General features: G+C 62.4%; 11 protein-coding genes and 1 tRNA gene. 5 read left to right on the plus strand and 7 right to left on the minus strand.

Translation table 11 applies throughout. From position 1 onward, the window contains the following. Positions 1 to 1,386 carry a phenylacetate--CoA ligase family protein gene (locus AB2B41_RS00800; RefSeq protein WP_367875825.1) on the minus strand — a complete coding sequence of 462 codons (1,386 nt, stop codon included), beginning with the start codon at positions 1,384 to 1,386 and terminating at the stop codon, positions 1 to 3. Between the two features lie 257 nt (positions 1,387 to 1,643). Between AB2B41_RS00800 and glpD the strand changes: the two genes are divergently transcribed. Further along, positions 1,644 to 3,212 (plus strand): glycerol-3-phosphate dehydrogenase, encoded by a 1,569-nt coding sequence (gene glpD / locus AB2B41_RS00805; RefSeq protein WP_367875826.1) that lies wholly within the window; start codon positions 1,644 to 1,646, stop codon positions 3,210 to 3,212. Positions 3,213 to 3,262: 50 nt separating this feature from the next. Next, the gene (glpK, locus tag AB2B41_RS00810; protein WP_367875827.1) at positions 3,263 to 4,750 is read left to right on the plus strand and encodes a glycerol kinase GlpK; all 1,488 of its coding nucleotides are present in this window, start codon (positions 3,263 to 3,265) and stop codon (positions 4,748 to 4,750) included. 10 nt (positions 4,751 to 4,760) lie between these two features. Here the strand turns inward: glpK and AB2B41_RS00815 are convergent. Continuing rightward, positions 4,761 to 4,837, minus strand: a tRNA-Arg gene (locus AB2B41_RS00815). A 121-nt stretch (positions 4,838 to 4,958) separates the two neighbouring features. Between AB2B41_RS00815 and AB2B41_RS00820 the strand changes: the two genes are divergently transcribed. Together AB2B41_RS00820 and AB2B41_RS00825 are read left to right on the plus strand one after the other, a co-directional pair. Further along, the gene (locus tag AB2B41_RS00820) at positions 4,959 to 5,993 is read left to right on the plus strand and encodes a LacI family DNA-binding transcriptional regulator (protein ID WP_367875828.1); all 1,035 of its coding nucleotides are present in this window, start codon (positions 4,959 to 4,961) and stop codon (positions 5,991 to 5,993) included. A gap of 1 nt (position 5,994) precedes the next feature. Then, complete coding sequence (locus AB2B41_RS00825) at positions 5,995 to 7,218, plus strand: winged helix-turn-helix domain-containing protein (RefSeq protein WP_367875829.1); 1,224 nt, start codon at positions 5,995 to 5,997, stop codon at positions 7,216 to 7,218. On the opposite strand, the gene AB2B41_RS00830 is transcribed toward AB2B41_RS00825, so the two are convergent. The 4 genes from AB2B41_RS00830 to AB2B41_RS00845 form a co-directional block, all read right to left on the minus strand. Next, on the minus strand, positions 7,195 to 7,968 hold the full coding sequence (locus tag AB2B41_RS00830; protein ID WP_367875830.1) for an IclR family transcriptional regulator: 774 nt from the start codon (positions 7,966 to 7,968) through the stop codon (positions 7,195 to 7,197). The genes AB2B41_RS00825 and AB2B41_RS00830 overlap by 24 nt on opposite strands. Before the next feature lie 40 nt (positions 7,969 to 8,008). Continuing rightward, on the minus strand, positions 8,009 to 9,406 hold the full coding sequence (locus tag AB2B41_RS00835) for a TRAP transporter large permease (protein WP_367875831.1): 1,398 nt from the start codon (positions 9,404 to 9,406) through the stop codon (positions 8,009 to 8,011). Further along, positions 9,406 to 10,104 carry a TRAP transporter small permease gene (locus tag AB2B41_RS00840; protein WP_367875832.1) on the minus strand — a complete coding sequence of 233 codons (699 nt, stop codon included), beginning with the start codon at positions 10,102 to 10,104 and terminating at the stop codon, positions 9,406 to 9,408. The genes AB2B41_RS00835 and AB2B41_RS00840 overlap by 1 nt, the downstream gene beginning before the upstream one ends. Before the next feature lie 104 nt (positions 10,105 to 10,208). Beyond that, complete coding sequence (locus AB2B41_RS00845; RefSeq protein WP_367875833.1) at positions 10,209 to 11,441, minus strand: TRAP transporter substrate-binding protein; 1,233 nt, start codon at positions 11,439 to 11,441, stop codon at positions 10,209 to 10,211. Positions 11,442 to 11,559: 118 nt separating this feature from the next. Between AB2B41_RS00845 and AB2B41_RS00850 the strand changes: the two genes are divergently transcribed. After that, complete coding sequence (locus tag AB2B41_RS00850) at positions 11,560 to 13,161, plus strand: GMC family oxidoreductase (protein WP_367875834.1); 1,602 nt, start codon at positions 11,560 to 11,562, stop codon at positions 13,159 to 13,161. 61 nt (positions 13,162 to 13,222) lie between these two features. On the opposite strand, the gene AB2B41_RS00855 is transcribed toward AB2B41_RS00850, so the two are convergent. After that, entirely contained in the window at positions 13,223 to 14,464 is a 1,242-nt protein-coding gene (locus tag AB2B41_RS00855; protein ID WP_367875835.1) for an MFS transporter, read from the minus strand. Positions 14,465 to 14,570: the final 106 nt, after the last annotated feature.

The following is a 14,570-nucleotide window of genomic DNA, read 5'->3' on the forward strand; positions in this document are numbered from 1 at the left end:
TCATCCTCGCGGGGCGGTGCTTCGTAGCGGGACAACTTCGTGGAATTTGCCGCTCGCAGTGAATTCAGGAGGTGCATCGCTCGCCCTGACTGTGACATCGTCCAGACCGTTGTCGCGAAAGACCCGCATCACCGCTGCAATGACGTCCTGAAAAACAGGTTCTGCCGCGGCGCCTTTGGCGAGTTGTATCCGCAGTTTGAAGTCGAAAGCGCCGGTCTGGACCAGTTGGACGCGCTCTGCCTGGTCGTGTTCAAGATCGAAGACCAGTGGCGACAGGGTTACCCCGCCCACGCGAACGAGGGTCGCCTGGCGTCCCTCCACCTGAAAGCTGCGAAACGGCGAGCCGCAGGGGCAGGGGTCCTTGTCGAACCGGACACAGTCGCCCAGATCATAGCGGATGACAGGCTGAACCTCATTGGCAAGCACCGTCAGCAGAACGGTCGCCGACAACGTCCCATCTGGAACGGGCTGCATCGCCTCGTTGACCGCTTCTAGGATCACCCAGTCTTCGTTCACATGCTTTCGGCTGTGGCTGCACTCGAAGGAAAGCGCCAGGCACTCGGTGCAGCCATAGGGATCGGCAATGCCGTATTTCAGCGACGGAAACGCGCGCCGGACCCGCTCGCGCAGGTCGTCGGTGAGCGTCTCGCCTCCGGTGGTAATCAGCGCAGGTTCGATCCGCAGCCGGCCGGCCTCCTTTTCCCGGACGAGGATGGCCAGCATGCTGGGGTAAGTCACGACCCAGGCGATCTTTCCAATCGCATTCAGTCTTTCAACGAGCTGACCAATCGGCTGTTCCGCTTCGACAAAGGTCACTCCAAAACCCTTGGCAAGCCGCGGGTTCAGGCGCTGTACCAGTTTGTTGAACCCGTTTCCGGCGAAGTGACCGTTGCCGCCGGTGATCGTTACCCTGTCACCCAGCTTGCGGAGATCCCGCACGAGTTTCCGGTGGTATCGTTCGAACCGTGCCAGCATGATGCCATAGGCATATTCCACAAAGGATTCGGACAAGACGATGACAGCCGGTTCGCCCGATGTCCCGGAGGTCTGAAAGACGGCGACATCCTCGATCGGGACGCCAACCTTATGCATGTCCCGGAGATGTTCGCGGGCCCTTTCGAGGGGAAGGGAACGGATGGTCAGCCAGTCGTCGAATTCCGCCATGAGCTGGGGTTTGCGTGTCACCGGCAGGTCGCGGAGTTCGATCCTATCTGACGGTGGCAATTCGGCGTAGAGCCTGCGAAACAGCGGCGAGTCGCGACGCGCTTTGTCGACGAGCCGGCGCAGGTGCCGGAGTTGCGTCGCTTCTATGCGCCCGCGTCCACCCCAGCCGGTCCAGAGCCCGCCGATCAAATACCCCAATGCTTTAGGAAGACTGAAATGCATATCCTATGGCGATACCTGGTGTCTGTTACCCGCGTCGGAAATTCCTTGATTGGACACTACACCAGAGAGCTATTCTCCATTGACCCAGGTCAAATCGGCCCGTCCCGCCAGCCCATGGACGCCGAAGGTCTGTTCGCGGACCTTCTGCGTCGGCTTCCCAAAACCGACTGTGTGCCCTGATCTCTCATCACGCTCTTATTTGCCCCCTCGTGTCACCTGCGCTATGTGCGCCATAACACTGTCTCAGAGGTGGACCCGTGGCGGAAACGTCGGACAAAACCTACGACCTCTTTATCATCGGCGGCGGCATCAACGGCTGCGGTATCGCCCGTGATGCGGCAGGGCGGGGCATGTCCGTGGCCCTGGCGGAAATGAACGATCTGGCGTCTGCCACCTCTTCTGCCTCTACCAAGCTGTTCCACGGTGGGTTGCGGTATCTTGAGTATTTCGAGATCAACCTCGTGCGCCACGCGCTGGAGGAGCGCGAGACGCTGCTCAAGGCCATGCCGCATATCTCCTGGCCCATGCGCTTCGTGCTGCCCTACCACAAGGACATGCGATTTGAGGGTGGGACGCCCACGTCGAAACTGCTCAATATCTTCATGCCCTGGACGCGCGGCAAGCGGCCCGCTTGGCTGATCCGGCTGGGGCTGTTTCTTTACGACAACCTCGGCGGGCGCGAGATCCTGCCGGGAGCCAAGACGATATCTCTTAAGGGGACACCCGAGGGCGCGCCGCTTCAGGACAAGTACAAGAAGGCCTTTGAGTATTCCGACTGCTGGGTCGAGGATTCGCGGCTTGTCGTTTTGAATGCCCGCGATGCAGAGGAACGCGGCGCGCATATCATGACGCGGACCAAGGTTCTCTCTGCCGCCCGCGCTGGCGACATCTGGGAGGTGACGACGGAAGGTCCCCTAGGCGACACGGAAATCCACCGCGCCCGGATGCTGATCAACGCGGGCGGTCCGTGGGTTGGCGACATCATCCACGGCAAGGTGCGCGTCAATTCATCCGAGGGCGTGCGGCTTGTGCGCGGCAGCCATATCGTGACCCGCCGCCTTTTCGATCACGACAAGTGCTATTTCTTTCAGGGCACCGACGGGCGGATCATCTTTGCCATTCCCTACGAGACCGATTTTACCCTGATCGGCACCACCGATGCGGACCACCCCGATCCGAACCTCAAACCTGACTGCACGCCCGAGGAGCAGCAGTATCTGCTGGATTTCGCCAACGGATATTTCAAGGAGAAGTTGACGGCACAGGACGTCGTCTGGACCTACTCTGGCGTGCGTCCGCTTTACGATGACGGGGCAAGCTCTGCCGCGGCGGCCACGCGGGACTACACGCTCAAGGTAGACGCCACGGGCGGGGCGCCGATCCTGAATATCTTCGGCGGCAAGATCACCACCTACCGCAAGCTGGCCGAGGACACGATGGACAAGGTCGCGCCCTTCTTTCAGGGAATGAAGGGGCATTGGACAGCCGGAGTGCCGCTCCCCGGCGGAGATTTCGGCGTGGGTGATGTCGACAGCCTGATCGCCCGTCTGCAACGGGACTATCCTTTCCTCGACGCTCGCTGGGCGAAACGCCTCGTCCGTGCCTATGGCACGGAAAGCCGCGACATCCTGGGCGAGGCGAAGACCACTGAAGACATGGGCAGGAATTTCGGTTTCAACCTCACGGAGGCCGAGGTGCGCTGGCTGATGGCGCGCGAATACGCGCGCACCGCCGAAGACGTTCTCTGGCGGCGGTCCAAGATGGGTCTGCGCTTGAGCGCGGATGAGGCGCGAGCCCTGGACGATTGGATGCAGCGCACCGCTTGACAGCCGCCCCCTTGCCGCACACCATCGCGGCCCGCAATGAAGGGGCTGCCATGACACATATCCTCGCCATCGACCAGGGAACGACCTCGTCGCGAGCGCTGATCTTCGATGCCGACCTCAGGGTGACGGCCACAGCACAGCAGGAATTCACCCAGCATTTCCCCCAGAGCGGCTGGGTCGAGCACGATGCCGAGGACCTCTGGCGCACCACCGTCGAGACCTGCCGCGAGGCCATCGTGAAGGCCGGGCTGACACCCGCCGATATCGCCGCGATCGGTATCACCAACCAGCGCGAGACAACCGTTGTCTGGGACGCCACGACCGGGGAGGCGATCCACCGCGCGATTGTCTGGCAGGATCGCCGCACGGCAGCGTACTGTCGCGAGCTGCGCGAGGCGGGGCACGACAAGATGATCACCGCCAAGACAGGGCTTCTGGCCGATCCCTATTTCTCGGGCACCAAGCTGAAATGGATCCTCGACCAGCATGAGGACGCGCGGGAGCGGGCGGCAAGGGGAGAGTTGCTGTTCGGCACGGTGGACAGTTTCCTGATCTGGAAGCTGACCAACGGTGCTGCCCATGTGACCGATGCTACCAATGCCGCACGCACCCTCCTTTACGATATTCACGAAGGGCGCTGGAGCAGCACCATCTGCGGCCTTTTCGATATTCCGATGGAGATGCTGCCGGAGGTAAAGGACTGCGCCGCAGACTTCGGCACCACGGCTGAAGAGCACCTCGGTGCCGCGCTGCCGATCCTTGGCGTGGCGGGCGACCAGCAGGCGGCCACCATCGGTCAGGCCTGTTTCGAGCCGGGGATGCTGAAATCAACATACGGGACCGGATGTTTTGCATTGCTGAACACCGGTGATACCCCTGTTGCGTCTCAGAACCGCTTGCTCACCACCATCGCCTACCAGATGGACGGCAAGCCCACCTATGCCCTTGAAGGTTCGATCTTTGTCGCCGGGGCCGTGGTCCAATGGTTGCGCGATGCGCTGGGGATCATCCAGAACGCCGCCGACACTGCCGCACTTGCCGACAAGGCCGACCCGCAGCAGGACGTCATCATCGTTCCCGCCTTCACGGGCCTCGGGGCACCCTACTGGAACGCCGACTGTCGGGGGGCTGTCTTTGGCCTGACGCGCAGTTCCGGCCCGGCCGAATTCGCCCGTGCGGCCCTGGAAAGCGTGGGCTTCCAGACCCGTGACCTGCTGGAAGCCATGCGCGCCGACTGGCAGGGCCACGGTGCCTCGGCCACCCTGCGCGTGGATGGGGGGATGAGCGCCAGCGACTGGGCGATGCAGTTCCTGTCCGACATCATCGACGCCCCTGTCGATCGCCCCGAAGTGCTGGAGACAACCGCCATGGGGGCGGCATGGCTGGCGGGGCAACGGGCGGGGATTTATCCGGACATGCAGGGCTTTGCCGACAGTTGGGCGGTGGATAGGACGTTCACACCGGACATGGATGCCGAGACGCGCGACAGGCGCTATGCCGCGTGGAAGCGGGCGGTCGAGGCGACGCTGGGGATATAGCCGGCTACAGTGGTGATCCCGGCAGGATTCGAACCTGCAACCTGCCCCTTAGGAGGGGGCTGCTCTATCCAGTTGAGCCACGGGACCACGCGCCCCGGTTTACCCAAGCGTGGCCAGCTTGTCATCGTCTGATCTCGATTTTCCGCGGCGCTTGATTGGGGCGCCATGTTCGCGCTAACTGTTAGACGTAACAGAAAGGTGCCCCCGATTGACCACTCCTGCCAAACGCCCGCTGACCCTGCGGGATGTCTCCGACGCCTGCGGCGTTTCCGAAATGACCGTCAGCCGGGTGCTGCGCAACAGGGGCGATGTCTCGGAGGCGACGCGGAACAAGGTGCTCGCCGCCGCGAAAGAGCTTGGCTATGTGCCGAACCAGATCGCAGGGTCGCTCGCCTCGCAGCGGGTGAACCTTGTGGCGGTGATCATCCCGTCGCTGTCGAACATGGTGTTCCCTGAGGTGCTGAACGGGGTGAACCAGGTGCTGGAGGACACGCCCTTGCAGCCTGTCGTGGGTGTCACCGATTACATGCCGGAAAAGGAAGAGCGCGTGCTTTACGAGATGCTGTCCTGGCGGCCCTCGGGGGTGATCATCGCGGGGCTTGAGCATTCGGATGCAACGCGGGCGATGCTGTCAAACGCAGGCATTCCCGTGGTGGAGATCATGGACACGGACGGCAAACCCGTGGATGCGATGGTCGGTATTTCCCATCGCCGCGCGGGGCGCGAGATGGCGGCGGCGATCCTCAAGGAAGGGTATGAGCACATCGGGTTCATGGGGACCAAGATGCCGCTCGACCACCGGGCGCGGAAGCGGTTCGAGGGGTTTACAGAGGGGCTTGCCAAGGCGGGGATCGAGATCGAGGACCGCGCCTTCTATTCCGGTGGCTCGGCGCTCGCCAAGGGGCGGGAGATGACACAGGAGATGCTGGAACGCTCGCCGGATCTGGATTTTCTGTATTATTCCAACGACATGATTGGTGCGGGCGGGTTGCTGTACCTGCTGGATCAGGGGATCGACATCCCCGGCCAGATCGGGCTTGCCGGGTTCAACGGTGTCGAATTGCTGGAGGGGCTGCCCCGGCAACTGGCCACGATGGACGCCTGCCGCGCCGAGATCGGGCAGGCGGCGGCGCGGATCATCCTGAACCGGACCTCCGACGATCCCGACCCCGACGTGCCCGAACAGGTGACGCTGACCCCGACGCTGACCTACGGGGACACTCTGCGCCGCCGTCGCCGCTGACGTGCTGACGCTGACGAACGCCGAGGCGCGGCGCGTCTTTCTGGACCGTCACCGTTTGTCGGAGACCCCTCAGGGGGCGGCCTCGGGCGATGATCTTTTGGAGATGATCGAAAGCCTCGGCTTTGTGCAGCTCGACAGCATCAACACGGTTGCGCGGGCGCATGACCTGATCCTCTTTTCGCGCCGCCCGCGCTACAGGCCGGAGGCGCTGAAGAAGCTTTACGAAAAGGACCGCAAGCTTTTCGAGCACTGGACCCACGATGCTGCCGTAATCCCCATGCGGTTCTATCCGCAATGGGAATTGCGCCGTCGGCGCGACGCGGAGCGGTTGAAATCGCGTTGGAGCAAGGACCGCCGCGAGGGGTTCGAGAAGCAGTTCCAGACGGTGCTTGACCAGATCAGGGAACACGGGCCGGTCTGTTCATCGGATGTGGGCAAGGACGAGGCGCGCGGGTCGGGCGGCTGGTGGGACTGGCATCCGTCCAAGACCGCGCTGGAGTATCTCTGGCGCAGCGGGGCGCTGTGCGTGGTAGGGCGCGAAGGGTTCCAGAAGCGCTATGACCTGACGGAGCGGGTGCTGGAGGAGCATTTGTGCGATCCGTCCAATACGCTGCATACGGCCGAAGTGATCAACTGGTGCTGCGATGAGGCGCTGGCGCGACTGAGCTTTGGCACGCACGGGGAACTGGCGGCGTTCTGGGCGCATGTCACGCCCGCAGAGGCGAAGGCGTGGTGCGAGGCGGAATGTGACGCCGGACGGCTGGAGCAGGTGCAGATCACCTGCGCGGATGGGAGCGTCAAGCTGGCCTATGCGCGGCCCGGGCTTGCCGACGATCCCGCGCTTGGCATTGAGCCCACGAACCGCTTGCGCATCCTCAGCCCCTTCGACCCTGCCTTGCGAGACCGCAAGCGGGCGGAGCGGCTTTTCGGGTTCAACTACCGGATCGAAGTTTTCGTCCCCGAAGCACAGCGGACCTTTGGCTACTACGTCTTTCCCATCCTGCAGGGTGACCGGCTGGTCGGTCGCGTCGATATGAAGGCCTTCCGCGATGAGGATGTACTTCGCGTCCGCGGGCTCTGGTCCGAGGGGAACATCCGCTGGGGCAAGGCGCGGCAGGCGGCTTTCGAGGCCGAGCTAGAGCGGATCAAGCGGCTGGCGGGCGTGTCGGGGATTGAGTTCGAAGACGGCTGGCAGCGCGGCTCAGCGCAGCATCATCTCGGCTAGGTCAGCCGCCGCCGTGCGGAGCCGTTCCAGATGACCCTTCAACTCCTCAAGGCTGATCCGCTGCGTCGGCGCGTGAACGGACAGCGTCGACATCAGCCGCCCCAGATCGTCACGGATCGGCACGGCGATCGCCACCATCCCTTCCATGAATTCCTCGTTGTCGGTCGAATAATCGTTCTCGCGGACGGACTCGATCTCGGCCACGATGGTATCGGGATCGGTCAGCGTCTTTGAGGTATGCGCATCAAGGACCGCGCTGGCGAGGTATTTCGACAGGTGCCGGGGTGGCAGCGAGGACAGATACATCTTGCCGCTGGCCGTGCAATGGAACGGCACGGTTGTCCCGACCGGCAGCTGGATCCGCAGCGGCCACTTGGTTTCCACCCGGTCGATATAGATCATCCCGTCGCGTTCCGGCGTGGCGAGGTTGCAGGTCTCTCCCACGTCCTCGGTCAGGGCGTTCAGCACGGCGAGGCGCACCGCGCGCAGCCTTGACGAGGACAGCACGTTTGCCGCCAGTTTGCGCAGCCGCAACCCGGCGGCGTAGGACCGCCCGTCAATGTCGCGCTGAAGGAACCCTTCCTCCTCCAGCCGGTGAAACAGACGGTGCACGGTGGGCTTGGGCAGGCCCAGGACCTCGTTCGCGGCGGTGGGCGTGACGGGCACGCCCACGCTGGCAACCTCTTCGAGCAGCAGCAGCAATCTCAGGTTCGTCGGGATCGCTTTGTCTGAGCTGCTCGCGTCGGGCATGGCCACCTTATCCTGTCGGGCTTTTCATCTTTGGCGTGTCTTATGACGATCCACCCAACCCTGACAAGAGCTCGAATAAATACCCACCGGGAAGCAGCGTCTTGGACAAAGACGGGAAGATCGCGACACAGAACCAGACTATGACCAGCGATACAAGGTAAACCGTCGCATATCTGAGCAGTCGGAAATAGGGCACGCCCGTCACACCCGAGGCCACGTAAAGGTTAAGGCCATAGGGTGGCGTGATAAATCCGATTGACGCCCCGACGAGGAAGATCACCGCGAATTGGATCGGGTCGACACCGACGGAATGCGCGATGGGTGCGAGGATCGGCGCGAGGATAATTGTGACGGGAAGTGATTCCAGAATCATGCCCGAGACGAAAACGATCGCCATCGCGGTAAAGAGCACAGGGTAGTATCCGCCCATCCCCGTGACGAAACCGCCGATCACCTGCTGCGCCCCCAGCAACGAGAGGATCTGCTGCATGACGACAGACACGGCGATCAGCGGCGCCAGGATCCCTGTGATCTGCGCCGAACGGACGACGATCGACGGGATTTCCTGGAATTTGAACCCTTCCACCACGACCATCGAGACGAGCGAGCTTTCCTCGACGGGTGTTTCGGGCTTGTTGTGCATCAGCTTGTTCAGCGGGTACGAGATCAGGCCCACGAGGATACAGAAGCCAACCGTCACGCCCGCCGCCTCGGTCGGGGAGAACTTGCCCGTGTAGATACCCCAGAGCACGAGGCCGATGGCAAAGAAGCCAAGCCAGGCGCCCACGGCGGTCTTGAACACGCGCCAGGGCGAGAGTGTGATCAGGAAGCCCCATTTGTTGATGTAGCAGACGATGAAACACGCGACCATCATCGCCAGCACCATCAGGGTTCCCGGAACGATCCCCGCGATGAACAGGTCCGAGATCGGCAGGTTCATCAGAAAGCCGTAGACGATGAAGATGATCGACGGCGGAATGATGATCCCGACCGTGCCGCCCGCCGCGGCGGTCGCCGCCGAAAAGCGTTCGTCGTAGTTGCCCTTGACCATCTCGGGATGCAGCATGGAGCCGATGGTTGCCGTCGTGGCCGAGTTCGAGCCCGAGATCGCGGCGAACAGACCGCAGGCCCCAATGGAGGCCATGGCAAGCCCGCCGCGCAGCCAGCCAAGACAGGCATAGGCGAAATTCGAAAGGCGCCGCGCGATGCCCGACTTGTTGATGAGGTCGCCGGTCAGGATGAAAAGCGGCATGGCCAACAGGGCAAAGCCCTTGTTGAAGACGTTCATCAGCTCGGCCCCGGTGTTGTCGAGTGTGAGGCCCATCACGAAGGAGCAGCCCACCACCCAGTAGAAGATCACCAAGAGCACGGGCACGCCCATCATGAACAGAAAGGTGACCCCCAGAGAGATCAGCGTAATCCAGGTTCCGTCAGTCATCACACATCCCCTCCGATCACTGCCTGCTCGATCAGCGGCTCGCCCGCGCGGTATTTCTTGAGGTCTTCAAAGAGGTTTTCCCAGACGCGTCCGGCCATCAACAGGAAGGCGATGGGCACGGTGATCAGGAATTTCCATTGCATGAGGTTGTCGGTGCCCAGCACGATCTGGAAGTTGTCGAAAGAGTTCACCGTGACGCGTGCCGTGGTCGTCACGACGATGATGCAAAAGCCCATCCAGAGGATCGCGTCCATCACCAGCAACATGATCTGGCCAGAGGGACCCATGTTCGAACGGAATTCATTGAAGCTGAGGTGCGTCCTGAGGCGCACGTTGAAGGCGCAGCCATACCAGGCCATGACCATGAAGAGCAGCGGCGGGATCGTCGTGGACCAGGCAGGCTGTCCCGCCCAGGCCTCCGGGAACCACGAGAAATTCGGACCGAAGCGCTGTATCACGCCGGTGAAGATGATCAGTGCGATGACGATGTAGGTATAAACCACGATCGTCCGCTCGAGGTGGCGGTCGAGAAATGGCACCTTCTTGTATATCCAGTAGACCAGCAGACCCCCCAGCAAGGTAACGGGCGTGAACACCCACCACGCGGCGGGCGAGCGATAGGCCTGAACGGTCGAAAAAGTGATATCACCAGTCAGCGTTGACGTGATGATGGTGCCAACGTCAGCCATGACAGACATGACGGTCCCCTCCCATGACATGATCGGCCGCCCTCCCGACGACCGGCTGTGTAAAGGTCGGCCCGCAACAGGCCGACCTTGGTCTTAGAGTAATCCGATTGGGATCAGGCTTTCCACCACCGGCGCGGCTCGACGTTCTCGGCGAGGGTATCGACCGGGATTTCGCGCGCGATGTTGTAGATCTCCTGGTAGGTGTCGAGACCGCCGGACCAGGCGTTGAGACGCTCGCGCCACTCTTCCCAGAGCTGGGGCTGGAACTCGGGCGAGCACATTTCCTCGGCCTTCTTGATCTCTTCCGCCGACAGGCTCGCCACGCGGACGTTGTTCTGGGCGAAGATCGTGTTCGGACCCTGCGGGTTGGAGGCCCCGACGGTGTTGACCAGCGCCGCCTCGTTTGCCGCCTGTACATGGACCTGCGCGAGGTAGGCAGATTCCATCACCGCATCCTGCAGCTCGCCACCCAGCGAGTCGAAGGCGGAAGCGGACATCGCGGTATGCTCGGTGCCGCAGAAGAAGCGCAGGTCGACGGACTGCGAGACGACCGGCGACATGTTGGCATAGGCCACGGCGGATGCCCAGGTCTCGGCCCCGTCGATCAGGCCCTGCTTGAGACCGTCGAGCGTTTCTTCCCAGGCCACGGGCACCGGGTTCAGGTTCAGCGCCTGCATGGCGATCCGGCCAAGCTGCGTGCCCGTCACCCGGTTCTTGGTGCCGAAGAGCTGTTCGATGGAGGTCACGGTGTCACGATCCTGCCAGGCGAGGCCCAGCTGGATGCCGCGCAGTTCGGCATGAGAGAAGAGGAACTTCAGGCCGTGGCGCTTTTCATAAGGCTCGCGCAGCAGCTTCTGCGAATCGGGATGGTAGAGGAAGTAGTACTGCGCCGCGCGGGACGGGAACATGTAGGCATAGTCCAGCACGTTGAGATATGGCGCGCCGCCGGCGGAGTTCTGGGTGGAGGCTGCGTAGATTTCCACGATGCCCTGCTGGGTCTTTTCCACGCAGGAGGTCTGGCCGCAGATCTGGTTGTCGCCGATGAATTCGACACGGATTTCACCGTCGGTCCGGCTTTCCAGATCGCGGGCGAACTCAAGGCAACCTGCCCGCTCAATCAATAGGTTACGCTGGTTGAAGCCTGCCGCTCCGAACTTGAAGGTGAATTTCGGCTCTTTGGCGAAACGCTTCTCGTAGGTCGATTCTGCCGCCTGTGCGAGGTTGGCAAGGCTCATCGCCCCCCCGAAGCTGCCCGCCGCAAGAAGCGTCGACGACATGCCGTACTGACCCGCAAGGCGAAACAGGTCCCGGCGTGAAATGCCCTTCAGTTTGTCTTGTACCTTCATGTTGGTTCCTCCCGTTGAAGCACAATTTTCAATTAATGAGACTTGTAGTTTCAAAAAAGACTAGCGCGGAATCGGGCATCTGTATAGAATTTTCTTCAGTGGTGAGGAGGATTTTGACATGGACGCGGATTTTATTGTGATCGGGGCCGGTTCGGCCGGATGTGTCCTGGCCAACCGGCTGAGCGCCGACCCGAAGAACAAGGTGGTCCTTCTCGAAGCCGGGGGGCGAGACCTGAACCCCTGGATTCATATCCCCGTCGGCTACTTCAAGACGATCCACAATCCATCCGTCGACTGGTGCTACAAGACGGAACCCGATCCGGGGCTGAACGGGCGTTCCATCGAATGGCCGCGCGGCAAGGTGCTGGGCGGCTCATCTTCTCTCAACGGCCTGCTCTACGTGCGCGGCCAGTCGCAGGATTACGACCGCTGGCGTCAGATGGGCAATGTCGGCTGGGGCTGGGACGACGTGCTGCCGCTTTTCAAACGGGCCGAGAACAACGAACGCGGCGCGGACGAATTCCACGGCGACAAGGGGCCGCTGTCGGTTTCCAACATGCGCATCCAGCGCCCGATCACCGACGCATGGGTCGCGGCGGCACAGGCAGCGGGCTACAAGTTCAACCCCGACTACAACGGTGCCGATCAGGAAGGCGTGGGGTTCTTCCAGCTGACCGCCAAGAACGCGCGGCGCTGTTCATCCGCCGTGGCCTATCTCAACCCGGCCCGCAAGCGCCCCAACCTGCGGATCATCACCCATGCGCAGGTCGACAGGATCATCATCGAGAACAACCGCGCCACCGGCGTCAGCTATGCCGACCGGGGCGGTCAGATCCAGACGATCAGGGCCAACCGCGAAATCGTCCTGTCAGGCGGGTCGATCAACTCGCCGCAACTGTTGATGCTTTCGGGGATCGGCGAGGCGGAGCAACTGTCCGAACACGGGATCGAGGTGCTGCGCGACCTGCCCGGCGTGGGCAAGAACATGCAGGACCACCTGCAGGCGCGGCTTGTCTACAAGTGCAACGAACCCACGCTCAACGACGAGGTCTCGACCCTGATGGGGCAGGCGCGCATCGGGCTCAAATACCTTTTGTTCCGCGCAGGCCCCATGACCATGGCGGCGAGCCTTGCCACCGGTTTCATGAAAACTTGCGAAGACCTCGAAACCCCCGACATCCAGTTCCACGTCCAGCCGCTGTCAGCCGAGAACCCCGGCAAGGGGGCCGACAAGTTCTCGGCCTTTACCATGTCGGTCTGCCAGCTGCGCCCCGAAAGCCGGGGCGAGATCAGGCTGAAAAGCGCCGTACCCCGTGACTACCCGGCAATCATTCCGAACTACCTGTCGACCAAGACCGATTGCGACACCATCGTCGAAGGCGTGAACATCGCCCGCCGTATCGCCCGCCACGCGCCGTTGACCTCGAAGATATCCGAGGAATTCCGCCCGAACCCCAGCCTCGACATGAACGACTACGAGGCGACGCTCGACTGGGCACGCAACAACACCGCCTCGATTTATCACCCCACCGGTACCTGCAAGATGGGCGACGGCAAAGACGCGGTGGTTGACGCGCGCTTGCGCGTACACGGCATCGCGGGGCTGAGGGTGGCCGATTGTTCGATCATGCCCGAGATCGTCTCGGGCAACACCAACGCGCCCGCGATCATGATTGGGGAAAAGGCCAGCGACATGATCCTCGAGGACGCGCGCGGCTAGAGCTCTCTTTTCCGTGATGAGGCGGAAAAGCGGATTTTCGGGTTAGCCCATCACCTCCCGCTCAGGCCGTGACCAGCCCTTCCAGCCGCCGCTCCCGGATCGGCAGATGCACGATGGCGCTAAAGGCGCCGACCGCGACGCCTATCCACCAGACCGCGGTGTAATCGCCATAGGCGTCGTACATCCGCCCCCCCAGCCACACACCCAGGAAACTGCCCAGCTGGTGCGAGAAAAAGACGATCCCATAAAGCGTCCCCATGTAACGCAGCCCGTAGATATGCGCGACAAGCCCCGAGGTCAGCGGCACGGTCGCCAGCCACAGCGCCCCCATGACAACCGAAAAGACGATGACGGTGACCGGCGTGATCGGGAACATGATGAACAGCGCCGCCGCGACCGTACGGCCGGTGTAGATGCCCGCCAGCAGGTATTTCTTGGAAAACCGCTTGCCCGCCCAGCCCGCCGTCAGCGTGCCCGCGATATTCGCAAGCCCGATGAGCGAAATCGCCACCGCCCCCAGCGCGCTTGTCGTGGTGATGCCGATGTTGTGCAACACGCCGCCGGCGAGGATCGGACCGCACAGCTCGGTCACGAAGGCGGGGAAATGCGCTGTGATGAACCCCAACTGGTAGCCACAGGAAAAGAACCCCAGAAAGATCATCGTGTAGGAGGGATCGCGGAACGCCTTGCCGAGGATTTCGCCAAGGCTTTCTTCCAGCTCCGCGCGGCTGGCCAGCGCGGGTGCGCGCATCATCGGCAAGGTCAGCAGCATCAGCAGGATCGCCCCGGCGAAGACCACGAAAACCATTTGCCAGGACATGAAGCCCAGAAGCCATTCGGCCACCGGCGCGCCGAACACCTGACCGGCGCTGCCCGCCGCCGTGGCGATGGCAAGGCTCATCGAGCGATGCTCGTCCGAGGAGGCGCGCCCCACCACGGCCAGGATCACGCCGAACCCCGTCCCGGCGATCCCGAAACCGACCAGCCAGGCATAGGCCTGATGCTCAAGCGGCGTCAGCGAATTGGCCGACAAGAGCAGCCCCAGCGCATAGATCACCGACCCGATCACGATGGCCCGTCGGTCGCCGATCTTTTCCGCCAGCGCGCCAAAGATCGGCTGCCCGATCCCCCAGGCGAGGTTCTGGATCGCGATGGCCAGCGAAAACTCCGCCCGCAGCCAGCCGAATTCCTCTGCAATCGGGATCTGGAACACGCCAAAGGACGCGCGCACGGCAACGCTGACGAGGATGATCGCGCAGCTGACGATCAGGACGGGAGTAAACAGGGGGGCACGTGCGGTCATGGCGCGATCCTAAAAGGCGTCGGCGCAGACTATCGGCTTTGCCACCAGCGTCAAATCAAGCTTTCTGATGGCCTGCGTCAAATATTCTTAAGTGACCCAAAGACTT

Origin of the sequence: Sulfitobacter sediminis (assembly GCF_040811725.1) — a bacterium.
GTDB classification, from domain to species: Bacteria; Pseudomonadota; Alphaproteobacteria; order Rhodobacterales; family Rhodobacteraceae; genus Sulfitobacter; species Sulfitobacter sediminis.